Raw genomic sequence first — 25,353 nt, 5'->3', positions numbered from 1 at the left:
CTCCTCCAACAATCGAAGACAAGCGCCCAGCGTTGACGACGAATACCCAGGAACCGAGCGCGGCTCCAACGAGCCGAGCGGCACCGGTGTCGGTCGATTCATCACCGAAGCCCGCCACAACATCTGGAGGCGGCGGCCTTGCCGTCGGTGTCGTTGTTCTGGGGCTGGGCTTATTGGCTTTTGCCTACCGAAAGCGGAAGAAACGCTCTCAGTTACAAACCCAAATCGTTGATGAGGCCGAATATCAATCGCTAAAACCGATTCCGAAGTCTGCTGTCGACTCCGTCATAATCCCGAAGATGTTACTGGCCTCGCCGGAGCCACCGTTCCGACAGTCCCTGACTGCTCATAACGCCGCTGTGCTGGAATTCGTCAGAACAAACAATCTTGCGGCGACAAACGACGAGGTTTCGGTGGACGTTCGCGACACTAACCAGCTAGAGATCGGCCAGGACTTGGCGACGTCACCGCAACTCCAGTCGACCGTTACGACTGAAGATGCAAAGCAGCTTGCCCAGGCGGGTCGCCCGCTTTTCGGTAGTTTTCGTCGCGCCCCGAAAAACGTTCAGGCAGTCTCCAACAACCATTCAGGCTGGGTACCCGCTGGCTCCACTATGACGGTCGGCGGCATCACGATAACCGGCGGAATGGTCTACGCAGGAACGAAGCTAAGCAAACAAGGCGCTTCGTACGAAAACGAGAACTGTCTCATCAATCCTAAGTTGAGCGTGTCGCAGGCGGGAGACCCACACGGGTCGACGATGGGTTACTGGCCGTCCTACTCCCAGATAACTGGAGAGGCCCGTAGATCTTACCTTGAGTGGCTGGCGGGTTCGCGGTCAGATCCGGGGGCGTATATTGGCTATGTGTTTCTGTATTTTTACGGCATCGAACGCCGGTTGATGCTGGAAGACAATGTGCCGGACGCCGCCGAAGTTCTCGGCGAGGTAAGGCGTCTCGTCGATATCTATGGCTTCAACAACTCATTCAGCCGTTATGCCCATGAGCTTCTCTCGGCCTACGAGCTGAAAGCCAAACCCCAGGACGTCGACGCCATCCCGGATGTGGAGGGGAACGGGTTTGAAGTTCCAAACTCAATCAAGATGGCGCTCGGCCTGAGGGTTCGTGACGGGAAGCCTATCGAGCCCAAACTGCTCCTAAGATATGCCCGAACCCATCCAGAGACCCGAGTCCGCACCCCCGCGCGACGCGCGCCCGAGCTGTTGGAAGCTATGTTCGTGGATCAGGTGAGCACTCTCCACCCGACCGGCATCCGGGTCGGAGGCGGTCGGTTCAAAACGCTGAAATCGACTTATCGGTCCTGCAGCGGTTCATTCACTGTTGATGTCGCCGCACTCGATGGATCGGTACCCGATATAACCGATCGCGCGGAGCCAATCGGGACGGCGAGAACGATATTCGAAAGATGTTCTGATGAACTCGACGAGTATAGCCGTGCACTCGGACGGTCTCCGGGTCTAAAAACGACCCTGTCAGCGGTCTCGAAGCTTCCGCCGGTCCTTCGAGTGAAAGCCGTGGATACTATCCCCGGGAAGCCGCTGGATCGAATTTTCAACCTTGCTTCGAACCAGCAGGCGGTCAGCGTTCGGAATCTTGCTGAGATCGTAGATGTCGATCTGGGTACGTCGGTCGGAAAATCTAAACTGAGAGAGCTGTCGCAACTCCTTTCGGCGTTTGGATACGGCAATACGGCCGATCCAGCCTATGCGTTGCGGCAGGCAGGGGCCGATGACCAGGTTGTCGTCTTCAAGAGTGAGCGAGCAGTCGGTGAAATCCCAATCCCTTCCGAGGCGTACAGATCGGTTCAACTTTCGGTCATGTTGGGCATGGTAGTCGGCCACGCTGATGGCAGCTTCGATCGGACAGAAAAGCAGGCGGTGATTGCCCGGATCGAGGCATCACACAACCTGTCCGCCGATGAGCGAGTTCGTCTGTCGGCCGAAGTACGGCTGACCGAGGACGACCCAACCAGGCTCAATGAGTGGTCAAAACGCTTGAAGGATGTCTCGCCATCGGTAAGAGGGGCGCTTGCCGCCGAGCTTGTTGCGATAGCAGGGGCTGACGGGACCGTACACGCGGCCGAGGTTAAGGCTCTCGAAGGGTTGTTCAAGCGGATGGGGTTGGATCAACAGTCTCTGTATACACTGCTGCATGAGGGCGGCAGCACCCGAAAAGATGATGAGCCGAGCTTCGCTATAGAAGCTCCTGAGGGGCCAATTGGGCTGGCCATCCCTCCCGAGCCCAGGAAACCTTCCGGAACCCGTATCGACCTCAGCAGGCTCCACGCGATCCGTAACGAAACGCGGGCAACTGCCAGCGTGCTCGCCGACATCTTCGTTGAGGAGGCCGAGGTGGTGGAACTGACGCCCGTCCTCGAAGAGGTCATTCCGGTTGGTGACGAGATGTTCGATGGGTTGCAACAGCGCTACCATTCGCTCGTAACTGAGCTTCGTATGCAGGAAACCTGGACCGTTAGTGATTTCGACAGCTTAATCCGGACCGCTGGTCTGATGCCAGGTGCCGCTCGGGATGCTCTCAACGAATGGGCGATGGACCGCTTCGATGAACTCTTCATCGAGGGCGACGGGCCCTTCGTCATCAACAGCTACCTCCTGCCTCCAATAATGCCGAACCCGACGCCGGAACAAAACGTAGAAAGTGCATTCGCATGAACACCAAGGCATCGCCGATCAAACCCCGGGATCGTGACACGATAATCAGCGCCTTAAGGGCCGGGGTCGTTCCTCGACTCGGGCTGCAGCACGTCCAGGTCGGAAGGCAGCGAGAGATTGAGGCCCTGATCCGCGATATCGAGCGGATAGGGGAAGGCGGGTCCAGTATCCGCTTCGTGATTGGTTCTTACGGTGCGGGGAAGACGTTCTTTCTCTTTCTGGTCCGTCAGATCGCACTTCAGAGCAAACTCGCCGTCTGCCAGGCCGACCTCGCGCCAGACCGCCGCATTCACGCTACTGGAGGCCAGGCCCGGTCGCTATACGCCGAGCTTGCGCGCAGTTTGGCGACACGAACGGCTCCCGACGGCGGTGCCCTACGAAATATCCTGGAAAGTTATATCCAGAAGGCAACGGAGCGGGCAGCGAAGTCCGGTGTTCCGGTAGAGCAGGCTATCAAGGATGGGCTTGGCGACATCCGGGAAATGGTGGCTGGATATGACTTTGCGACTGTCGTCGCGGCGTACGCACGTGGATATGAAGACGGCAACACCACGCTCCAGGATAACGCCTTGAGGTGGTTGCGTGGAGAGTACAGCACACGCACCGAAGCCAAGGCGGACCTCGGCGTACGGACGATCATCGACGACAGCTCGTTCTATGACGGACTGAGGTTGCTGGCCAGATTCGTCAGGATCGCTGGGTTCGGCGGGTTGCTTATATGTCTCGACGAACTCGTCAATTTGTACAAACTCCAGAATTCGCAGGCACGTAAACAGAACTACGAGCAAATCCTTCGCATCCTGAACGATGTTCTCCAAGGCACCACGGAGGGCATCGGTTTCGTTCTTGGCGGGACACCGGAATTCCTGCTCGATACCCGGAGAGGTCTCTATTCGTACGAGGCCCTGCAGTCGCGTCTGGCGGAAAACAGTTTCGCCGGAAGTGGACTTGCGGATTATTCCGGGCCGGTCGTCAATTTGCCAAGCCTGACACCGGAAGAGCTGTATCATTTGCTTGAGAGGCTTCGCGATGTATTCGCTGGCGGGGTTCAGGAGAAATGGCTGGTGCCGGACGATGCCTTGACGGCTTTCATGGACCATTGCTCCAACAAGATCGGCGACTCGTACTTCCGAACGCCTCGAAATACCGTGAAAGCGTTCGTCGACCTGCTAGCCATTCTGGATCAAAACCCTGGCACCAAATGGCAAGACCTGCTTGGTCAAGTTGATATAGCCGAGGATCGTCAGGGCTCCTCGGACCTTGACGTTGCCGCCGATAGTGACGATCCGGATGACGAACTTGCAACGCTCAGCCTTTGAACTGCTGAGCGAGCCGGTCCGAAAATGGATTTGGCAGCAGAAGTGGCCGTCACTCAGGGACGTGCAGGAAAAGGGCATCCCTGCCATCCTGTCGGGCGGGGATGTCGTCATTTCGGCGAAGACCGCGGCTGGAAAAACGGAGGCGGCATTGCTTCCTTTGCTCACGAGAATTGCCAGCCGGGATCAAGCTCAGGATGGCTTCTCCGTCCTTTATGTGAGCCCCCTCAAAGCGCTAATCAATGACCAGTATCGCCGCTTGCAAAGCCTCTGCGAAAACGCGGGCGTATTGCTGAACAAATGGCATGGCGACGTCTCCGCTGATGCGAAGGCGCGTGCCCGGAGGCGGCCATCGGGAATCGTTTTGATTACGCCTGAATCGCTCGAGGCTTTGCTGGTCCGACGGGGATCGGAAGCAAAGTTCCTGTTCTCCGCTCTCGATGCCATTGTCATTGACGAACTCCATGCTTTCATCGGATCCGAAAGGGGCGTGCAGCTCACGTCCATCCTAAACAGGATCGAAATCGCCACTGGAAGGGAGCGGATCGACAGGATTGGCCTTTCGGCAACGTTGGGCGACATGGCACTTGCCGCCGAGGCGTTGAGGCCCGGCGAGGGCGAGAAAGTGAAGCAGGTTCACGGCCTGGATGAGGGGAATGGTGTCAAACTCCAGATCCGTGGCTACTACTTGAAGGGCGAGGAGCCCGAAGCCGCCAAGTTCGCGGACGGCGAAGGCGAGGACGGCGCTCCGGCCACTGGTGCGGGTGATGCCGATCCGGCGGAAGAACTACACGACGAATTTGGGATTCCCGCGGCTTTGTCCGCCGATCTGTTCCGATTTCTGCGTGGTGACAGCAATTTGTTGTTTGCAGGCTCGCGCCGGAACGTGGAAATCTACGCGGACAAACTGAGGCGGATGTGCGAGGATGCCCATCTCCCCAATGAGTTCTTCCCGCACCACGGCAGCCTGTCCAAATCTGAGCGGGAGGATGTTGAACTCCGGCTTCGCGACGATCCCCGTCCTACGACCGCGATCGCGACGACGACACTGGAACTCGGTATCGATATTGGAGATGTAGCGAGCGTCGGGCAGATTGGGCCGGGATACTCGGTCGCATCCATCAGGCAGCGGCTTGGTCGCTCCGGCCGTCGGGCAGGAAAGGCCGCTATTCTCAGAATATTCGTAATCGAGCCGACGCCGGACAAAGGCGGCCATCCGCTTGATCGCTTGAACCTCGATCTCATCCAGTCAATTGCCATGATAGAATGCCTTAGGGAGGGGTGGTGCGAACCGCCCGCTCAATGGGGTCTCCACCTCTCAACCTTGATCCACCAGATCCTTGCGCTCATCATCCAGACAGGCGGTATCCGTGCGGCGGGCGCTTGGAAGCTTCTTTGTGAGCGCGGGCCATTCAAAACCGTGGACCGTCCTACCTTTGCCGACCTCTTGAGATGCATGGCATCGCAGGAGAACCGGTTGATCGAGCAGTCGCCCGAAGGGCTGCTGATGATCGGTGAAATGGGGGAGCGGATAACGGAATCTCACGAGTTCTATCCCGTCTTCGCGACAGAACGGGAATATCGGATACTCCATGAGGCTCGGGTTCTCGGCACCTATCCTGTTTCCTCGCCGGTCGCCCCTGGAGAGACCATTATCTTCTCGGGTCGGCGTTGGAAGATTCTGGAGATCGATGACGTCACCCGAACCATTACGGTCAAGCCGACACGCGGAGGGAAGCCCCCCTATTTCGCGGGCGATGGCGGAGGGGTGCACGACCATGTCGTTGCGACTATGAGGAAAATTCTTGGCTCGAACTCGTCGTACCCATATCTGGATACTGCAGCGGTGACCCTTCTGGCGGATGCCCGGCAGGCTTTCCAGGAGTTGGAACTTGATGCCCGTTCGATCATCCCGTACGGGAACGGTGCGCTGATATTCCCCTGGGTCGGAACCAAGAAGCTGCAGACGCTGCTGCTTGCGTTTCTCGCTCGAAACTTCGAAGCTGCCAGTTTCGGCCACTCTATAGAAATCCAGGAGATCGCACTTCCCGGTGTGGAGACTTTTCTTAGCGAACTCGTAGATGGAGACGCACCAACCGGGGAGGCGATCGCGGCTCGCGTCGCAAAGCCGAACATCGCAAAATTCGACCACCACCTGTCCGTGGAGTTGATGACGAGGGTGACGCTAACGGAGCGTCTGGACGTGGCGTCCTTACCAGTTGTTGCCCGTGAATTGCTCGAACGGGTTTCCGGTAATGAGACGCGACAGGCGGTTGATTTAGCTGATACTTAATATGAAATCGGGAGCTGTTACGACTAAGGGGAGTCGTGAGGGCGACGTGCCTGACGGAATGATGGGGTGGGGTTTTGGACAGTATTTCATCGAGCTTGGTGCACTGGGGGATCGCGACACGCGACACGGTACTTTCCGCCGCGTCGTTGTTACGGCTTCCCCAGTCACCGGGGCTTTTCAGCCTTTCACTCGTTATTTTGCTCGGAGTGCTGGCGCTGGCATTTCTGCGCTCAGTGTTCCATCGCAGAACGCTGATAATCGACGCCACCAGTTTGGTGCGGCGTTACCCGGACGCGGAGGCACTTCGTAGAAATGTCGGGGAGATCTCAGCGCAAATGGCGACCTGGAAAGGACGTGACGCGCAGCATCTCGCGGAGACCTGGAAAGAGTTTCAGGAAACGACGCTTGAGCCGAAATCTGAAACCGGCACCATCCAGAACGCTATCCGCCCGTCGGTGTTCTTCAATCTGGAAGACTTGGGTTTCGGTGTCGCGGGGTGGCGCTTTTGGCCCGGGCTGTTTGTATCAATCGGACTCGCGGCCACATTCCTCGGCTTGATTGCCGCGCTCCAGGAGACGGGTGAAAGCCTCAAGGCTGGTGGGGACCAGGCCAATGTCATGATGGCCCTGACGCAGCTACTGACGGTCGCTTCGGCCAAGTTCATCATGTCGCTGACAGGTCTGGTATGCTCGATTATGTTTACCGTCATGCTGCGCCTCGCAACCCGCTCTCTGGATCATGCGATCCGGAGGTTGACGCACGAAATTGAGCGTCGGATGCGGTTTGTTAGCCTCGAAGACATCGCGGAGAAGCAGCTTGCCGTGATTATCGAGCACCGCGACCAGTCCAGACGGCTCAACGACGAACTTATTACCGCGATATCGGAGCCCCTGCAGAAGGCAGTCGGATCAAGCGCCAGCCAGGTGGATCAGATGGTGAGCAAGCTGGCCACCTCGTTGTCTGACGGGCTTGTCGCGGCGATGACTATAACGAGCGACCGCCTGGAATCGGCATCATCGAAGCTGGCGGGGCTGGCGAACGAGATAAGTTCGGCGGCTGCAAAGTTCTCGACGGCGGCCGAACGGACGGCCGTCGGTCTCGATGGTGCTGCGCAGAGACTTGAGGTCGTCTCGGGAAAGCTTTCGAACGCTGGGAGTGAGCTTGCCGATGCCGCCGCACCAATGGCGAGGACTGCATCGGAAACGGCTTCGGCCACCAGACAGATCGCGAATGCGAGTTCCGAGATGGTCGACGCGGCACGAACTGCAATCACCTCCGAAAAAGACGTTGCCGTGATCGCGCTCAATACGATTAGGGAACAGATAAAGACGTTTGAGGCCAGAGCCGCCTCCTATGATGGCCAGTTGGAGAAGGCGTTCCGTTCATTCTCTGGTGAGATCGCTCGTTCGATTAGTGAGGTCGAGAACCATTCGAACCAGGTCCACGGGAAGTACGCGGACGCCTTGGCGACCCTGCAGGCGGTCATCGAAAATGCGAAGGCATTTCAGCCTGAAAGCCAGAGGCCGACTTCGTGAGGGGCTCCAATCGCGCCCATAAGACAGAGGAGGAAGAGGAGTCGGTCTTCGTCTCGATGGCCGACATGACCATCAGTTTCCTTTTCATCCTGATGATCCTTCTCGCATTTTTCGCGAGCCAATTCAGTGTCCAGGATACTGTGCCGAGAACTGAATACGATCAACTCAAGCGAGAGAAGGATAAATTGGAGGATGAGGTGAGGGCGGTCGCGAAGATCGTCGATGCGCCAGATCTTTCAGTTGTCGGACATGTCCATGGAATGAAGGACGAACTGGAACGACTGCGTCGCTTGCTGAACCGGCCTGATCTACCCAACGCCATGGAAGCCTACAATACGGCCGTCGCTGAGACCCGACGAAACCTCTTGGCTAATCTGAAGGACCGCATCAACGAGCAGATTCCCGGCGTCAACGTAATGGTCAGCGCGAATTTCGATGCTCTGCAGTTTCGCGGGGATGGGCTATTTGACTCAGGAAGTGCGACGGCGACTGCTGCTGGCGAGAGCCGTATGCGCCAGATTGCCGGAATCCTGGACGCCACGCTTTCCTGCTACGCCGTGGGACCGCGAAGGAATTTCCGAGTGGAATGCAACCCCGCTTACGCGCTCATCGACGCCCTGCAGGTTGAGGGCCATACCGACAATGTGGGCACTGACACATTGAATATGGATCTGAGCGCCAAACGGGCAGCTTCAATCTACGCTCTAATGACCCAGCAGAAGCCCGATCTCGTTCAATTTCTCAATCGAAACTCTCAGCCGGTTTTGTCCGTCGCTGGCTTTGGGAAGGGCAGGCCGATGCAGGACAACCAGACAAAGTCAGGCCAGGACGCCAATCGGCGGATTGACCTGCGCTTCATCATGATTGTCCCATCAAGGGAGGCGGACATCGAAGGCATCAAAAGAGCGCTAGCCGGGAGCCAATGAGATGTCACTTCTGGATGCCCTCCGGTCCCGGCAGAGAGTAAAAACCCGAGATATATGGAATACCGAGAAATTCGATTCCGCGGCATTCGCCGTCAGCGTTGCTTTTCCTGGCTATGAGAAAACTCCCACGCTGTCGCTGGATGAGGTTATTTCCCGTCTGGAGAGCGGCGTGGAGCGGTGGAATTTCGACGATATCAAAATCGGCGACGTTGCCTTGGCAATCAAGGCTGCGTTTTCGCGCCAAGTCAAAATCTCGAACTGTGTCCGCGACTTTCTTCGCGGTGAACTGGATGTCACGACGAATCCAGTATTTCTCCAAGCGCTCTGCGAAGTCTATTTGGAATTTTGGGAGCGCGGTGCGGCCGAGACCGCGTGGATCGCCAAGGTGGTGCAGGATCAGGCCCGTTCTTTGCCTCCGAACTGGGTAAGATGCTTCCGTGCGCTACCGGACCTGCTGAATCCGGCGACAGCGCCCGAATTGATCGCCATGAGGATGGTTGCGGAGAAAGACGCGTTCCAATGGCTTCTATCGCACGGCATTGCTGCGCCACATTCGGGGGAACTGATGCGGCTTTCGCATATCGCGTGGCTGGACGCGCTGCCCGAGCCGAAGACCGTCGAACAAGTCCAGAATATATTAGCTTGGATGCTTCCAGTTGGCCGCCCCCCTCTTGAAGGTGAGCCCGCTGCCAAATGTGTCGAAAAGCTACTGCAGCCGTGGCTGAAGGTGAAGCCAGACAGTGATGTGCAAACGACACTTCTCGACAGCTTGGTTCAGACCTATGGCGATCCCCGAAACCAACGGGCCGAATTCTGGCCTCTGGTTTCACTGCCCCACCGTAGGGTGGTCATCCGTTGGCTCGCGGGGCAAAGCATGGATGCGTTGCTCTCAATCATCACCCAGTCCACCCTCAATCACATGTGGCCGCCGCGTCATAGTTTTTGGAAAGGCCTCTACGACAAGGGGCTTATTGACGAGGCGTGGGTAGCCCTTTCCCCATCCGCTCGAGCAGACGCCGAAGCCATGTTTCAGAAAACCGGCGACCCCGTTTATACAATGACAAGCAAACAGGTTGCGCGCACTCGGAAGGACACCTGTCTGCTTATCATGCGAATTGGGCGCTACACGGTGTTAGAAGGTTCGCATAGCTACCGGCTTCACGTATTCCACTCGACCGATCAGGCGGCCCCAGAACTCTATGAAGATGAGTACGATGCGGAAGCGTTGACTCTGGAAGTCGGTCACCGAGACACGTGCACGCATGATGCATACGGCCAATGGATGAGGTGGGCGGAACAGCGTTTGCTAAGGTGAGTCAAGATTGAGGACGGGGTGGCAGCGATTCACGGGCTCCAATTCGCCTCATTGGACGCCAAAAAGCCGCCCAGGTGATATCGCTTGGCCCTCTGACCCGCATTGCGTCTCCACAGGGTTCCTCGCCGCTCACGCTCAACGCACGAAGACACTCATAGCCATTTTATGGCGCGCTGTCGCTGCCGGCGCGCCTGAACAAGTTTCCCGAAGCGCGAGGCGTCGCTTCACTTGCCGCGGCTTTGAGGACCGTTATGGCTCTCGGAGACGCTGAATTAAAGGATGCCCGAACTCGGGCCAACTCTCAGCGCAAATCAACAGGTCTTATTGCATGATGTTGCGCAGGAAGTTCTGCGTCCGCACCTGTGCGGGCGCATCGAAGAAGACATCTGGCTTGCCGATCTCGACGATCTCGCCGCCGTCCATAAACACGATCCGATCCGCCACCTTCCTGGCAAATCCCATTTCGTGGGTGACGACGATCATGGTCATGCCGTCGTCGGCCAGGGCCACCATGGTGTCGAGCACCTCCTTGACCATTTCCGGATCGAGGGCGGAGGTAGGCTCATCGAAGAGCATGATCTTAGGTGTCATACACAGAGCCCGAGCGATTGCGACGCGCTGCTGCTGTCCTCCCGACAGCTGACCAGGAAATTTCGCGGCTTGTTCGGGTATTCGCACCTTGGCAAGGACGCTCATTGCGCGCTCCTCCGCCTCCTTTCGAGGTGTACCGCGCGACAGGATCTGCGGCAGCGAGCAGTTCTCCTTCACCGTCAGGTGCGGGAATAAGTTGAAGTGCTGGAAGACCATGCCCACGTCGCGGCGGATGGCGTCGATGTTCTTGACGCTGTGGTCGAGCGGAATGCCGTTTACGGCGATGCGTCCACTCTGATGCTCCTCCAGCAAATTGATACAGCGGATCAGCGTCGATTTGCCTGAACCGGAAGGACCGCACACGACGATGCGCTCCCGCGCTGCAACGTCGAGTCGGATGTTCTTCAGCACCTGGAAGGGCCCGTACCACTTGTCCAGTGCCGATATCTGGATCGCTATTCCAGCGCCTGCGGTCATCGATAGCTCCTTGATTGAACCCGGCCCTCCAGCCAGCGGGAATAGTTCGAGATGCCGAAGCATATGAGGAAGTAGACGCCCGCCACGAAGATGTAGCTTTCAACGTAGGGAGCAGGCCACTGCGGATCGGTGGCCGCGACCCTTCCTGCGCTCAGCATGTCGAAGACACCTACGATCAGAACAAGACTGGTGTTCTTCACCATGACAATCGCAGTATTCGTGAGCGGCGGGATTACCTTCTGCAATGCCTGCGGCAGGACGATGTGCCAGGCGATTTTCCACGACGAGATACCGAGCGCCCTAGCGGCCTCTGCCTGTCCGGGTGGGACCCCCTGGAGACCGCCGCGTATGACTTCCGCCAGGTAGGCAGCAGCGAAGACGGTGAGGGCGGCAAGCGTCCGACCAAGCTTGTCAATCGACCATCCGGCCGGCAGCAGCAGCGGCAACAGTATGGAGGCGACGAACAGTAGCCCGACTAGAGGGAGCCCTCTGACTAGCTCGATCGTCAGCAGCGAAAGAAGGCGGGGGACCGGCAGTGTTGAGCGTCTGCCGAGCGCCAGGGCTACGGCAAAAGGAAATCCCAGGCCGAGGGAGAGAAGCGCCAACAAAAGTGTAACGGGAAGTCCGCCCCATGCGGAGCTCGGCACGTTGCTCAAACCGAACATGCCGCCCCACATCAGGACTAGCATGGCAGCGATCGCTGTCGCCCAGACGTAGACAAGCTTCGCGCCCCAAAGCCGCGGCGAAAGCGATCCCAGAACCATCACGAGTATGAGCGCCATCACCAGCATGGGACGCCACTGCTCGTCGGGCGGATACGTCCCGAAGATGATGAACCGGAACTTCGCCGCGATGAACGCCCAGCAGGCTCCGCCTTCGCGGCACGCAGGAGGATCAGCGGTAACCCATGTGGCGTTTATGACCGCCCAGTTGATGGCGGGAACCAGCGACACGAGCAGGAAGCCTGTGAGGACGGTGAGGCAGCTTGCAGTCAGGTCGCCGAACAATAGCGCCATCACGGACCGTCGGTTGTTCTTCGGTGGCGGCGAATACTTCGGCGAGGTGATTTCAAACGGATTTGTCTCGGCGATGGTCATCGAGCCTCCACAAGCGCTACACGCGCATTGTACCAGTTCATGAACAGGGAGACGGAGATACTCAGTGTCAGGAAGACAGCCAGAAGGATCGCGATGCTCTCCAGCGCCTGCCCAGTCTGGTTGATGACCGTACCCACGACGAGCCCGAGCTCCGGATACCCGACGGCCAGCGCCAACGTCGTGTTCTTGATCGTCGAGAGGTACTGGGAGGTCATCGGCGGAATGATGATGCGCAGCGCCTGCGGGATAATGACCTTGGTCAGCACATGCCGCTCGGAGAGACCTACCGCGCGTCCCGCCTCCCACTGCCCGACCGACACGGCGTCTATGCCGCCTCTGATGATCTCGCCTATGAAGGCGGAAGTGTAGATGACGAGCCCGATCATCAGGGCCGCAAACTCAGGGCTCAAGCGGAAGCCGCCGGTGAAGTTGAAGCCTTTCATCTCGGGAACGCTGACGTCGCCATTAGTTTTCACGACGATGAAGACTCCCGCGATCAGAAGCACGGCGAATAAGGGTGCGACCGAAAGGCGATACCCAAGCCGTATGAGCACCTCTTGCAGGTATTTCCTCAGCACGTACGCCAACAGGATGACGACAGCGAGGGCGAGCAGCATCGCCACGCTGGATCCTGATAGGTGCACCGACGGAAGATACAAGCCACGCAGCGAGAGGTAGACGCCGGGCAGCGGGTTGAATGCCTGCCGGGGAGCCGGGAGCATGGTGGTTGCGAGGGCGTACCAGAACAACAGATGCACGATGAGTGGCATGTTGCGGGCGGTCGTGACAAACACCCCCGACAGGTAGGCCGTCAGTGGATGCTTGGAGCGTCTCGCCAATCCGACAATGAGACCCAGAAGAGTGGAGAAGAAGAGGGCGATGAGCGAGATGACGATCGTGTTTCCAAGCCCCGTCACATATGCCCAGAGAAAGCTGTCGGAAGGATCGTACGGAAACACGCTTTCCGAGATCGGGAAGTTCGCCTGACGACCTAGAAAGTCGAAGCCGACCTTGATGCCGCGTGCTTGCAGGTTCTCGATCGTGTTGGTCACCAGCCACAGGACAAGGGCCGTGAAGCCGCCGAGCAGGACGATCTGTCCCGCCCAACTCCTGAAGCGTCTGTTATCAAGCAAAACCGTCAGCATCTCGAGCTCCTGCCTATTGGAAGGCCATTGGGAACATCAGGCCCCCATCAGTGAAGAGCCTGTTTGGGCCACGGTCGAGTTTCAACGGGCTTTGTTTGCCGACGTTGCGGTCGAACATCTCGCCGTAGTTTCCAAGCTGCTTGACGATGTTATAGGCAAACTTGTCGTCCAGACCGAGCGCCTTGCCATTGCCTGGCTCGACGCCGAGGAAGCGCTTGGTGCGGGGATCGTCCGATTCCAGCATCTCGTCGACGTTGGCCTGCGTGATCCCATAAAGCTCCCCATTGAGAAGCGCCTGGATCGACCAATTTACGATGTCGAACCAGTTGTCGTCGCCGTGCCGGACTGCGGGAGTGAGGGCATCCATGTATTTCGTGGCCGGAAAGATCATATAGTCGTCCGGGTTCTTCGATTGCGTAGCACGGACCGAGGCGAGTGCCGAAGCATCAGTGATTAGTGCGTCACAGCGACCTGAGAAGAAGGCTTGGCGGGTGGCCGCGACGTTGTCGAAGACGACCGGCTTCAGCTCAAGCTTCAGCTTGGATGAGACATCGTTGACCACGACTTCCGTCGTCGAGCCGGTCTGGACGCATACAGACGCGCCTGTCATTTCCTCGACCTTCGTGACGCCTGACGACTTCGTCACCATGAAGCCGGTGAACTCGTAGTAGTTCGGTGTCGTGAAGTTGACGCCGTTGGCGTCGCGCTGCAGGGTCCATGTCAGCGTCCGCGGAAGAACGTCGATTTCGCCCGTCTGTAGCGCCGGAATCCGTTGCTGTCCGCTGAGCGGCACGAACTCAACCTTGTCCTTGTCCCCGAAGATCGCGACGGCCACAGCCCGGCAGGTTTCCACGTCGAGGCCGCGCCAGTACCCCTTGTCGTCTGGCGCTCCGAAACCGACGGTGCCCTGGCTTGCGCCGCAGACAACATGCCCGCGTGCCTTCACCTTGTCGAGCGTTGGTCCCGCAAGGGCCGTCGTTGCGGAGAGTGCGATGGCAAGCACTGCAATACTAATCTTCCAGTTGATCATGTCCTTGTTCCCTTTGTTATTGATTGAGTTGGTGATGCTGTTCAGGCAGTCTTTGCCATCGGCGGGGCGGCAGAAATCACCTCAACAATAGGTTCGAGGTCCATCCAGAGGTCGTTCTCGTCCTCAAGCCCGACATTGATCCGCAGGATGGTGCCGGCGTGAGCCCTGGGATCTGCCGCTCGAGTGATTGTCATCGGTGCCAGAAGACTGTGAGTGCCGCCCCACGAGGCCCCGATCGAGAACGTTTTGGCGGCCGTCAGAAGGTCAGACAAGGCACCTTCGGCATGAGGAGGGATAACGACGCTGAACACTCCACTTGAACCGCCAAAATCCCGCTTGAAGACCTCGTGTCCGGCGGTCCCGGACAATGCCGGGTGCAACACCAGGCCCTGAGGCAGCCGGCTTTGCATTCTCTCAGCGAAATCGCGTGCTACCCGGCCGGAGTGAGCGAGACGGACGCCCATGGTTTCCATTCCTCGTAGCGCGAGGGCGCAGTCGTCAGGCGAGACGCCCATGCCAATCATGCGCATGGTGTCCTTCAGCTTCTTGTAGAGCGCGATGTCCTTGACGGCGATCGAACCCATAAGGAGGTCGGAATGGCCACCGACATATTTCGTCAGCGCCATGGAGGAGAAATCCATGCCATGGGCGAGGGGTTTGAAATAGAGGGGCGTGGCCCAGGTGTTGTCGCAGCCAGTCAGCACCCTTCGAGCCTTCGCCACCTCGACGATGGCTGGGATGTCCTGAACCTCCATGGTCGTCGAGCCCGGCGACTCGGTCCAGATGAGCTTAACGCTGTCGTCGATGATGTCGGCGATCTTTCCACCGATCATCGGATCGTAGACCCGGTAAGAGATGCCGCGCGGCTTCAGATAGTTCTCGCAGAAACTTGCGACGGGCGGATAGGCGCTGTCTGGGATTAGTACGGTGTCGCCGGGCATCAGCACCGAGAGGAAGACGACCGTGATGGCAGCTTGACCGGAAGGTACGAGAACTGTCCGCAGCCCCTGCTCAAGTGCCGTGATAGACGCTTCGAGCGTACGGGAGGTCGGTGTCCCATGAAGGCCGTAGGTATAGCCGTCGGGACCGCGTTTCGAGCGGTCGGCATAGGCCTTGGCGCTGTCGAAGACGATGGTGGAGGCCCTGTAGGTCGGGGTGGCCAGGCTGACAAAACCTTCATGGGAGACTTCAGGTCGTTTTACGCAGAGCGTCCGGTCACGCATTGTATGTCCTCGTTCGATTTCCGAGGAAAATCTGGCACGGCAATGGTAGAAGGACAATTGACCGCAGCGTCTAGGTCCATACGCAAACCTTATAGGATGGCAGGGTGAACTTCAGGCAGATCGAAGCCTTCAGGGCGGTCATCATGTCGGGCACGGCGTCGCGAGCAGCAGAACTGATGGGAGTTACCCAACCTGCCGTCAGTCGGTTGATCGGCGAACTCGAGACAACGGTTGGGTTTCCGCTGTTTGACCGCGTGAAGGGGCGGCTGATTCCGACCCCTGAAGCCGAGATCTTTTATCGAGACGTGGAAGCGAGCTTCCGAGGTCTCGACCGGCTTCGATCTACGGCGGCGCGTATTCGGGACTTCGGCTCCGGACACATCCGCGTCGCCAGCCTCGCTGCGGCCGGCTCGACCATTGTACCGCGAGCTGTCCGCAAGTTCAGGGACGCATTTCCCTCCGCGATTGTTACCCTCAGCATCATGAGTTCAGCGTCTGTCCGAAACCACGTCGTGGACGGGGAATTCGACCTGGGGCTCGCCGCTGACGAGGTCGATCTGTCGGGTGTCGAGCATCAGGTGTTTGGAAGCTTCCCGGCACTCTGTGCGATTCCACCAGGACATCCTCTCGCGGAGAAGAAGGTGATCCATCCTGCGGATTTTCATGGAGTTGATTATGTCGCCCTGTCGCCCGAGGACCGGGCGAGACTCCAATTCGACAGGCTCTGCGAGGAGGCAGGTTCCAAGCCCAATCTTGCGATTGAGACGCCCTTTGCCATCACCGCCTGCACGCTTGCCCTCGAGGGAGTCGGCGTCGGCATAGTCAACCCGCTGGCGGTGGACGGCTTCGCTCAGCGAGGCCTCGTGCTCCGGCCCTTCGAGCCTGCGGTCTACTTCAAGAGCTACCTTCTGTTTCGGCCGGATATGCAGAAGGCAAGACTCGTCCGACAGTTCGTCGCCGCGCTACTTGAGGTCAGGAACTCCCGGAACTTTATCCGCCTGAATGACTGACGATGGATCCCTTTCAGATCATAGAGGCATGCTGCTTTATTGAGAGCCTCTTCTCGGTCTAATCCTTCGGGCAAGTTTGCGCCGCCCGGCTGCCGATGGGCCGGTTCCACTGGGCATAATGAACATCAAACAAGCTCTCTCCCTCCCGGACGAGCTCGACCTAGTCGACTCTCATCCCGCTCATGAAGTGGGCGCGACTGATGTGTTCATCGATAGGTAAACCTTGCGGAGTTGCGAACAGGTAAAATCATAGCGGGCTCGCCGCCGCCCGACGTCCTTTTGACGTACTTGCCGAAGGCGCGCGCTTTAGGATGTCCCGCTCGAAAATACAGATCTTGCCGTCCTTGCCGTCACCTCTTGCCAGGGCGGCTTCAGCCATATCCTTGTAGAGGCCAATATGCCTTCGGAGTGCGCGGACCGATGCCTCCGGCGGAGTTGCGGTCGCCCGCATGGCTTCACACGTCACGATGACTATCCACACGGCGGTGACCTGAGGCGAAACCATCTGGTCCGTTACCCGTCACAGCGGGTGACGCAGCAAATCAGGCGCGGCACTTTCGCTTGTTTCAGAAGGTTTAGGTGGCTTGCGAAAGTCGCCCAGAGATTGCATCTTCTGCTTGTCGAAATCAGAGTCGTCCCATGCTAATCCTGCATCTGTCTGACATTCACTTTAGTAATCGAGATATCGAGAAGCCTTATGATCAAAATCTTGGCCTGCGGGACGACACGATTGATGACGTCAAGACGATGCGTGCGAAAATCGGCCAGAAGGTCGACGCCATCCTGATATCTGGCGACATAGCTTACCACGGTCAGCAACTCGAATATGAATTTGCCTCGAAGTGGCTAGAGGAAGAACTCTGCCCTGCCGCCGGTTGCAAATTCGAGAACATCTTTGTCATCCCCGGCAACCACGATGTCGATCGCAAGGCTGCGGCCGAGCCAATCCACGAGGACGCCCGGAAAGCGCTTCGGGGCACGGATGTCGGCGCGTCCAATGCCGCGATAAAGCGGTATGTCGATAGCGAAGCGTCTTCCGAGATGCTGTTCAAGCCGATCGAGAACTACAACCGGTTCGCCGCGAAATTTTTATGCGAGATCGGCTTCTATCAAAAGGCAACCGAGCAAAATCCTTACGCGCGTCGAGATTTCTTCCTCAACGATAAATCGACATTGCGGGTGTGGGGCTTCAATTCGGTCCTCGTTTGCGACGCCGACGATGACGTCAACAAGATGTTCGTTGATCCTTCAGCCGCTGAAATCATAAAGCGCGAGGATGGCGTCACGCATCTCGTAATGTGCCACCATCCCTTTAACTGGTTGCGAAACAAGGCGGAATTTCAGAACCGGATCGACGCGGTCGCGAAGCTGCATCTCTTCGGACACGAGCATTCGTTGCGTGTCGACGAGTATAGGAAGTTTACGCGCCTCAAGGCTGGAGCTCTTCATCCTGATCGAGATGAGAAGGGGTGGCAGCCGGGATATAACTTCATTGATCTTTCGGTTTCGGGACCGTCGGACACACGTGTGCTTCAGATAAAACTATGGGTACGACAGTTGTTGGGAGCACGCTATATTGCAGCTCCTGATGAAGAAGGAAATGATCCATGGATACTCCAGCACGATCTTCGCCCATGGTCGCCCCCACCAGAGCCGCCGGTTGCTCCTTTCGTCAACGAGGGCGTTGCCGCGCCTGGAAATGATGGGAAAGGCGTCATGGTAGAGCCAGCTCCAACCGTTCGCTCGGTAGCGATCAAAATCCTGTCATTGCGCGAATTCGATCAGCGAAAGATCATCACCGAACTCAATTTGCACCAGGATGGAGATCAACGCCTGGCAGATTACGCGTTCGCCATCGCAGCCGTCCGCCGAGCAGACGAGCGCGGCGAACTATCTAAACTCAACGCAGAGATCGAAAAATATACGGGAGTGAAAAATTAATGGCAGCGTTCGACTTCGTCGCTGAATACCGCAATCTGCAGCCGACGGACGACCGTGAGCTGATCGCCACCAGAACGGCTTCGTTTGAAAAGGCGAAAGGGGATGTTCAAAATTCGATAAGCCGCGTCGTTGATCTAGCCTATTTCGCATATCGGCTTCCGCTGCCTTCGGAAAGTGACGCAGCCTCCTGGTTCGGTGGAATCCTCAGCGCAGATGATCCGGCATTCAGGATCGAGATCGACGTGGAAGAAGCCGCACGCATGGCGACGCTCCTCCTGAAGCAAAGGCTATATGCCAACTTTAACGGAACGCCAGTACTAGTCCACGCTGCAGCGTTCGCCGGAAAGCGACAGACCGTTGACAATCATGGCCTTTCTTATGCTTCTCGGCAGACATTAGCCAATTTGGTCCGACGTCGCGGTTCATCTTTGAACCGACCGGAAGTCTCTTCCGGCAAAGCCTCGAACATGGCCGATCTGATTAAGAAACTCGTCGACGAAAATGACGCAACTGAAGATGTTCAAGTCTTTGAAGCCACCGTCGTCGATTATCGAAATCAGATCAAGCAGGTGGTTACTACAGTCAATACCTCCATTGAAGCCACTTGGAGCGAAAATCGCCGCCTTGCTGAGGAGATAGACCTGCTGTGGTGGCACCTGGGCGGCCAAAGCTTCACGCTTGATCGTCCCATCGCCGATGTGCCTTCAGCCCTCCGGCCTATAGTGATCGGGATGGATATCGGTGAAATGGTCAGCGCTGCGCCGGGACCGTATGGCACCTATGGTATCATTCGCAAAGCTTTGGGCGAGCTTTCCGAGGAGAAATTCAAACTCAGCGACGCCATCAAGGAACTGTCCGACGAATTCCACGGGCTGATATCGAAACCAGTATCCCGCTACGCTGTCGCGCCGATACACGGAGCGGCGGGGGAAGTTCTGCTCAGCGGCCCGACGGTGGTTGCAGCCCAATTCAAACGCCGTACTGGGCTTCCGCTGGACGTCAAGCTTTCCGGTTACGATCTTGCGATACAGGCCTATCACGAGCGCATGCTCAGCAAGCTTGGTTGGGTTTGATGGCTGAAAATGGCAATGGACCGGCCGGTGGCGGCCAACTTTACGGGGCAGCAGAGACTGACGATCTCGACCCCGGCGAACTCGAAGAGGTTTCTAAGCAAGTATCGCCCGACGACGACGGTCTGATACTCCGACCCAACACCCTAATCCCTGAACGCGGCATCACTGGGTATAGAAACAGAAGCAGGGCTCAGACGGTCGTCCTGATCGGCGAGCAGAGAACCGGCAAGACAACGCTCCTTGCCGCGTTGTACGGACTTTTCTGCAAAGGACCTGTTGGCGAATACGAGTTCGTCAGCAGTCAGACCTTGTATTCTTTTGCCGAACGCAATCACCTCGCATTGATCCACCCAGATCGCGCCGTTCCAGTAACACCCCGAACGAGCATTGGTGATTCCGTTGGCTACTTTCACTTGAAGGTTCGCCGGGGCGATAGCGTCGCCGAAATAATCATCTCGGACCGATCCGGCGAGACCTTTGAGACCGCAAGGACTGACACATCCCTTACGAACCGCCTGACTGAACTGGCGCTCGCGGATAGGGTCTGCTTTCTGCTGGATGCCGCACGCTTAACGAACATCGACACGCGGCACGGTTACCGGCGGATTTTCAAACAGACGATCCGTGCGCTCATCGACAACAATGTCATTCCGAAGATGGCGAGTATCGAGGTAATCGTTACCAAGATCGATCGTGTGACCCGCGTGTTAGATGACCGCGATCTGCTAGCGGAGTTGACGGAATATGAGGAGGGGCTGGTCAACGACTTCGGTAACGTCGGCTTCAAATTCAATATTCACCGGATTTGCGCTCTACCGCGTGCAGCGGTGAAGATCGGGTTTGTTGGAATGGATGAACTTGTGGCGCGTTGGGCGTCCGACCCTCCGGACGCAGATGTCACGCCCAGGCCTGTTGATGATGCACTGAGGCACATTGACCGTCTGTCAAAAATTTGGAGCTAAGAATGGCTGATGAATTGCGACACATGGCTGTCGGGTTGCAGTCTTCTGGCAAGACGACCTACGCGGCGGCACTCTGGTATGTCGTAGATGCCGGTGAATTCCCCACGGTGCTTTCGAAAGGTAAGCACATCGGTGATCATCGCTACTTGGAGACCTTGGCCAAACGATGGGAAGACGGCTGGCAGGTTCCTCGGACGAAGACGCTCCAGCACGAAAACGTAACGATGAACCTCAAGGACCCAGGCACTGGTTGGGGCATCGCGTTGCGTTTTGCCGATCTGTCGGGGGAAACGTTCGAGCGAGCTTTCGCAACAAGAAGCCTCAGCACAACGGCTGCGTCGGCTTTTGACGGGGTGACGAACCTGATGCTGTTCGTCAGTGCGAATGACCCGTTGGACGATCTTACGTTGATCGATCTGGCGATGCAGCTAGGGGAAGATGTCAATGAGGACGAGATCGCAGACGACGGCGGTGACGACGTTCCGTTCGACCCGGCCAGAACACCTCGGCAGGTCCAAATTGTTGATTTCCTCGATAGTATCCAGCAGCCGCCGCTCTCCGTAAGGATCGAACGGATCGCTGTCGTTATTTCCGCCTGGGATAAAGGGCCCGATCACAATGATCCACCTCGGTGGATCAAAGAACGGATGGGATTGCTCGACCAATACCTTCGTAATAGCGGCATCGAGTTCAGAATTTACGGCGTCTCAGCTCAAGGAGGCGACCTGCCTGACAAGGACAATCCGCCCGCTCTGGACGACCCCAATGGTTTGAAAGAGCAAAAGCGTCTCTTGCAGCTTGCAAAAGCTAGCGAAAGGGTCGAAGTCGTCGGTTATGGTGCGGGAAAGCACGACCTAACGCACCCGATCAGATGGTTAAGTAGCCTGGATGGTGAATGAGCAGCAACGAAACAAATGAAGTGGGTCAGGGGGTCTTTGGTTATTCCAACGGCCATCGTCTTCTGACATCCACGGTTTCGTTGTCGTCCGTCGATATTTACGAGCTTGCGGCTGCCTCTGACCTTGCTCCCGGAGCGCAAATTTCAGGCACTTCCAGCTATCTAACTGGCTTTTCCTTACCGGACAGCAAACTCTATGCCCTGATCCGCACTTGGCTCGCCCCCGAAATGCCTCGGCCAGGCTGCGTGTGGAGCCACGTGCTATTATTGGATCAAACCCTGATGGCGACACAGATCGACCTGACCGTGTTATCTGACCTCCATCGACGGCCTGACGGCTACGCGTCCGACAGCACTTTTTCGAAACCGGTAACGATCAATCGGCGTTTGCGCGGGCGCAGGGCGGGTCGCCAGGAAACCGAGATGGTCCTGTCAGCGTGTTACGGCGATGCGCAACTTGACGCAGACCAGGAAGAGCGCGGCTCGATCGAACAGGCGATCTTCGCTGCCTGGTCCCAGCAATGGCCCCGCTTGCGGCGACAGTTTGTTTTCAGATCGATCGCAACGACTTCCGAATTGAAAGGGCAATTCATTCAGTTCAAACGGGGATCATCGCCGGCGCGCGGTGGCGGCCCAGCCGCATGGCTGAACGAAGCCGTAGAGGACGCGACATCGGAAAGTGTAACGCCTTTAAGAAGGTTTCTGTGGAGATACGGAAAGGACGTTCAGTCCGAAAAAGAAACCCTGCCTGAGCTTGTCCAACTGCACATTGCCACTCGATCTAAGAAGGGTCTTTACAGCGTGGCAGATCGCGTGCTGACCCGCTTTCCTCCAGGTCAGGCAGAGACGCTGAAGAGAGATGTCCTTGGCCTGTCGTCAGACAAGCTCTCTCAGGTTCCCAGCGTAAATGCCGTTGACCTGATGCGTCTCCTGTCAAAGCATCAGGATTTTGGAGTCGGCAACGAACCGGGCGAACTGTCATCCGTCTTTTCTCGGGTTGATCAGCAACACCTCATCGAGCTTATGGTCGTTTTGATGACCTCGCGCGAGCAGCTCGGCGACATGTTCGACCTTGTGTTCGATGCCATCCTGCCAATCGTGGATGGCGAAGCGGTAGAAGACCCCAAAACTCCGCTTGATTTTGCGCTAATGGCGGCGACGAGGAGGGCTGATCTACTGACGCCCGCTCTTATTGAGCGTTTTGCGTCCGACGATCTCTTGGACCTGTGGGCACTGGAGCTCACGCCTGATCAGCGTTCAGAAATCATGCTCGCGATCATGCAGCGCCCATATGTCGATGCGGCTGGTGACGTCGCTTTGTCTCAGTTGGCGCAGGCGCTGCAAGATGCCGTGCACCTAAGCAACCGGTCAGGACTGCACGGCAGCTGGAGTTCATTCTTCCCGAAACACATTTCGGCCTTCGTTGACGAGATAGCGACTGTTTCAACAGGTGATGATCTTGCAGCGGCTACGAGCCTCTTTGGGTTTCCGACCGAACCAGAAAGGGTCGTGCGCGCCTGGTTTGAGGCATTTAAAGCTAAGCGATCGAGTATGTCGAATGACAACGAAAGCCGGTTGCTGGCCTACTTACTTGCTTTGTCTATCAAGTATGGAATCGAAAATTACCAAGACGTTTTGCTCGCTATTTCTGATCGACTTCGACACCGAATATTGCGAGCAGAACTTCCCTCAGATGCAGAAAACCGTCTGTCACAGTGCCTTCCATATGACGAGGCTCGGTGGGACCTGAACAGGCGGCTATTGAAGATGTTTCGTAAGGCTTACAAGAGAGGCCGAGCGTTCGATGAGGTGTTGGACACCTTGAACCTAACCGACGATGAATATGCCTATGCCACCGATCAGGACCCCGATAACATGGTCAGGCGATTTTGGAGAGCGTTTAATCCTTGGTCATACTGGGACTGAAATTAGAAGGTTGTGAAAGTAAAGGTGAGTTCAGATCGTTGTAGCGGTCGCGTTGACCGTTTTCGCGACGGTCATGTTCCTCCATCAAGTCGGACATTATCCTGTGCTGGGCGCAACCCCTTGTAGGCAGCGTGGCGGAGTTTTCCATCGGCCGTCCACAGTCGATACTCGCTCTCCGATTGGTCACTACTGATACAGTGCCTTGAACAGCGAAAGTGAAATCGCGACAGTCAGCAGAAGCGGGGACGCCCACATAAGAGCCTCCTCCAACCCACCTTTCGCAGTTCGTTGCTTCTTCTGTTCGAAGTCGGCCACCGCTTTATCATGCCCATCGAGAACGTTCTGAACTTCTCGCTGCAGCGCCACTATTTCCAGATCGTCGATGCCAGCAGGAAATGCGGGTTGAGCCCGTCGCAGCAGGGTTGGTTCGTCACCCTGTCTCAAAGAGCTGTCGCTGGCGTGCTGAAACCACGGTCTCACTGCAACGTATTGGGGAAGGTTGCTTACCTCTGACCTGATCCGGAGGTCAATGATATCCAAATACCGTGGCGCGATAGATTGCAAGACGAGGACTTGTGACCACACGCGTGGCCTGCGGCTGGCAAGCTCGTTACTGGCAACGGCGCGGCGGACGTCCCCAATGGCCGACACCAAGGCCGTAGCTCCGGTCATTATCGTGACGATTTCCAGAACCCGCCAGTTGACTGCAGTAAGATCGATCACCTGGCCGGAAATTGCAGCAGCGAAAACACCGATCACGAACAAACCCCACATCATCATCATGGCACCGCTCTTTTTTCAGTCGCCGAAGGGTCGCAGGAAATACGATCCTTGAGGAGAGGACAAGATACGAATGAAGTTTGACGGTTGACCCTAACCGCGATGAGAACATAATAGGAACGCGACAACCGCCGTGAGAGGCGGCAATCTACATTCCGCACAATCCGCCGTATGCGCGCTTGGCGTGGACGGTGAAACTTTGACTGCCCAGGCTCGAAATGAAATCAGCACCTGCACCTGTCGAGCCCGACCTTGATGAGGACGTGGAAACGGTGCTGACTTGGCACCAAGGCGATGCACGCGCGGCCGTCAAACCCTGCTGAACGATTGCAGCCACTTGCGACAGCAGCTGCAGATCACCGAGACCGCCATGAGCAGGGGCTTCGTTCGCTGCTGGCGGCCGAGCTACATTCGGGATTGAGATCAATACCGTGCTCGTGGTCTGCGAGGCTGTATTGCCTTGCGCGGGAACGAGGACGATAAGGCTGACGACGGGAAGGCGGTTTTTATCGAGGCGGCACATGAACTAACTGGATTTCAAAGTCCTCGATCGCTGACTTTTTTAGGTTCCGATAATGAATGTTATCGGAACTCAGAGTATTTGATGGCTATCTCCCTGATGTGAACTTTAGAGCCGGTGGGTTCACTAAGGTGGCGGGGAGGGCTGCTGGAATCTGGAATTGTGAACGAAGTGGACGTGAAAAGCTGTGAAGAGGGGAGGCAACTCTGGCGCGCCGTCAGACACAAGCCTCACAACAATCCAGCTGACTACCCAGGCCTGCATCATTGACCTGGTGACGCCTTGTCTTCCGAACAAAGTCTTCTATTCGCGAGTTGAGTCGACGATCAGGGTCCCTCGAACTGCCAGTGAATGGGTGAGAACAGCCCACCTGTTGGGCAACAAGGGGCTTCACGCCGCTTAGGGCAAACATCGTCCTCGAAGGGGACGTGTCGTCGGCGAAACTGCGTGGTTTCCACGATCTACCGGGAACCGGCCCGGACGATGTGAAGAATGCGCGAATTTGATCGCGGGCTGTTCGTGCGTTTTCTGAGCATCCGACCCCTCCGACCAAGCTACGATCAGGGGCCGGTAACTTATTCAGCAAGCGTTCGACGGAACGC

18 protein-coding genes are annotated in these 25,353 nt (G+C 57.2%); 12 read left to right on the top strand and 6 right to left on the bottom strand.

Annotated features, from left to right (window positions below; genetic code table 11):
* Positions 1 to 32: 32 nt before the first annotated feature.
* From AC1D3C_RS07300 to AC1D3C_RS07275, 6 genes are all read left to right on the top strand, one after another.
* On the top strand, positions 33 to 2,693 hold the full coding sequence (locus AC1D3C_RS07300) for a TerB N-terminal domain-containing protein (RefSeq protein WP_477482680.1): 2,661 nt from the start codon (positions 33 to 35) through the stop codon (positions 2,691 to 2,693).
* A complete protein-coding gene (locus AC1D3C_RS07295) occupies positions 2,690 to 4,012 on the top strand; it encodes an ATP-binding protein (protein WP_477482438.1) in 1,323 nt (440 codons plus the stop codon). Before AC1D3C_RS07300 ends, AC1D3C_RS07295 begins: the two co-directional genes overlap by 4 nt.
* The gene (locus tag AC1D3C_RS07290; protein WP_477482437.1) at positions 3,984 to 6,302 is read left to right on the top strand and encodes a DEAD/DEAH box helicase; all 2,319 of its coding nucleotides are present in this window, start codon (positions 3,984 to 3,986) and stop codon (positions 6,300 to 6,302) included. Before AC1D3C_RS07295 ends, AC1D3C_RS07290 begins: the two co-directional genes overlap by 29 nt.
* A gap of 74 nt (positions 6,303 to 6,376) precedes the next feature.
* Positions 6,377 to 7,837 (top strand): methyl-accepting chemotaxis protein, encoded by a 1,461-nt coding sequence (locus tag AC1D3C_RS07285; RefSeq protein WP_477482436.1) that lies wholly within the window; start codon positions 6,377 to 6,379, stop codon positions 7,835 to 7,837.
* A 56-nt stretch (positions 7,838 to 7,893) separates the two neighbouring features.
* Positions 7,894 to 8,763 carry an OmpA family protein gene (locus AC1D3C_RS07280; RefSeq protein WP_477482435.1) on the top strand — a complete coding sequence of 290 codons (870 nt, stop codon included), beginning with the start codon at positions 7,894 to 7,896 and terminating at the stop codon, positions 8,761 to 8,763.
* 1 nt (position 8,764) lies between these two features.
* Positions 8,765 to 10,078 carry an EH signature domain-containing protein gene (locus tag AC1D3C_RS07275; RefSeq protein WP_477482434.1) on the top strand — a complete coding sequence of 438 codons (1,314 nt, stop codon included), beginning with the start codon at positions 8,765 to 8,767 and terminating at the stop codon, positions 10,076 to 10,078.
* Between the two features lie 321 nt (positions 10,079 to 10,399).
* Here the strand turns inward: AC1D3C_RS07275 and AC1D3C_RS07270 are convergent, their stop codons facing one another.
* From AC1D3C_RS07270 to AC1D3C_RS07250, 5 genes are read right to left on the bottom strand one after another with little or no spacing between them, the layout of a single operon-like run.
* Positions 10,400 to 11,146, bottom strand: coding sequence for an amino acid ABC transporter ATP-binding protein (locus AC1D3C_RS07270; RefSeq protein ID WP_477482433.1), 747 nt, complete (start codon positions 11,144 to 11,146; stop codon positions 10,400 to 10,402).
* Entirely contained in the window at positions 11,143 to 12,243 is a 1,101-nt protein-coding gene (locus AC1D3C_RS07265) for an amino acid ABC transporter permease (RefSeq protein WP_477482432.1), read from the bottom strand. Before AC1D3C_RS07265 ends, AC1D3C_RS07270 begins: the two co-directional genes overlap by 4 nt.
* A complete protein-coding gene (locus AC1D3C_RS07260) occupies positions 12,240 to 13,388 on the bottom strand; it encodes an amino acid ABC transporter permease (RefSeq protein WP_477482431.1) in 1,149 nt (382 codons plus the stop codon). The genes AC1D3C_RS07265 and AC1D3C_RS07260 overlap by 4 nt, the downstream gene beginning before the upstream one ends.
* Positions 13,389 to 13,401: 13 nt before the next feature.
* Positions 13,402 to 14,418: an amino acid ABC transporter substrate-binding protein gene (locus AC1D3C_RS07255; RefSeq protein WP_477482430.1), complete on the bottom strand. Its 1,017-nt coding sequence runs from the start codon at positions 14,416 to 14,418 to the stop codon at positions 13,402 to 13,404.
* Between the two features lie 41 nt (positions 14,419 to 14,459).
* The gene (locus AC1D3C_RS07250; RefSeq protein WP_477482429.1) at positions 14,460 to 15,641 is read right to left on the bottom strand and encodes a trans-sulfuration enzyme family protein; all 1,182 of its coding nucleotides are present in this window, start codon (positions 15,639 to 15,641) and stop codon (positions 14,460 to 14,462) included.
* 104 nt (positions 15,642 to 15,745) lie between these two features.
* On the opposite strand from AC1D3C_RS07250, the gene AC1D3C_RS07245 reads away from it, so the two are divergent.
* The 6 genes from AC1D3C_RS07245 (at position 15,746) to AC1D3C_RS07220 (ending at position 23,451) form a co-directional block, all read left to right on the top strand.
* On the top strand, positions 15,746 to 16,651 hold the full coding sequence (locus tag AC1D3C_RS07245; protein ID WP_477482428.1) for a LysR substrate-binding domain-containing protein: 906 nt from the start codon (positions 15,746 to 15,748) through the stop codon (positions 16,649 to 16,651).
* Positions 16,652 to 17,290: 639 nt separating this feature from the next.
* Positions 17,291 to 18,592, top strand: coding sequence for a metallophosphoesterase (locus AC1D3C_RS07240; RefSeq protein ID WP_477482427.1), 1,302 nt, complete (start codon positions 17,291 to 17,293; stop codon positions 18,590 to 18,592).
* The gene (locus AC1D3C_RS07235; RefSeq protein ID WP_477482426.1) at positions 18,592 to 19,665 is read left to right on the top strand and encodes a GTPase-associated system all-helical protein GASH; all 1,074 of its coding nucleotides are present in this window, start codon (positions 18,592 to 18,594) and stop codon (positions 19,663 to 19,665) included. Before AC1D3C_RS07240 ends, AC1D3C_RS07235 begins: the two co-directional genes overlap by 1 nt.
* Positions 19,665 to 20,627 (top strand): TRAFAC clade GTPase domain-containing protein, encoded by a 963-nt coding sequence (locus AC1D3C_RS07230; protein WP_477482425.1) that lies wholly within the window; start codon positions 19,665 to 19,667, stop codon positions 20,625 to 20,627. Before AC1D3C_RS07235 ends, AC1D3C_RS07230 begins: the two co-directional genes overlap by 1 nt.
* Before the next feature lie 2 nt (positions 20,628 to 20,629).
* Positions 20,630 to 21,526 carry a TRAFAC clade GTPase domain-containing protein gene (locus tag AC1D3C_RS07225; RefSeq protein WP_477482424.1) on the top strand — a complete coding sequence of 299 codons (897 nt, stop codon included), beginning with the start codon at positions 20,630 to 20,632 and terminating at the stop codon, positions 21,524 to 21,526.
* Complete coding sequence (locus AC1D3C_RS07220; protein WP_477482423.1) at positions 21,523 to 23,451, top strand: GAP1-N1 domain-containing protein; 1,929 nt, start codon at positions 21,523 to 21,525, stop codon at positions 23,449 to 23,451. Before AC1D3C_RS07225 ends, AC1D3C_RS07220 begins: the two co-directional genes overlap by 4 nt.
* Before the next feature lie 186 nt (positions 23,452 to 23,637).
* Here AC1D3C_RS07220 and AC1D3C_RS07215 read toward each other — a convergent pair whose 3' ends face one another.
* On the bottom strand, positions 23,638 to 24,234 hold the full coding sequence (locus AC1D3C_RS07215) for a hypothetical protein (protein WP_477482422.1): 597 nt from the start codon (positions 24,232 to 24,234) through the stop codon (positions 23,638 to 23,640).
* Between the last annotated feature and the right edge of the window lie 1,119 nt (positions 24,235 to 25,353).

It is taken from the genome of Neorhizobium sp. P1_A6, assembly GCF_056406795.1.
The sequence above is the reverse complement of the archived record's forward strand: the minus strand, read 5'-3'. Positions and strand labels throughout refer to the sequence as shown.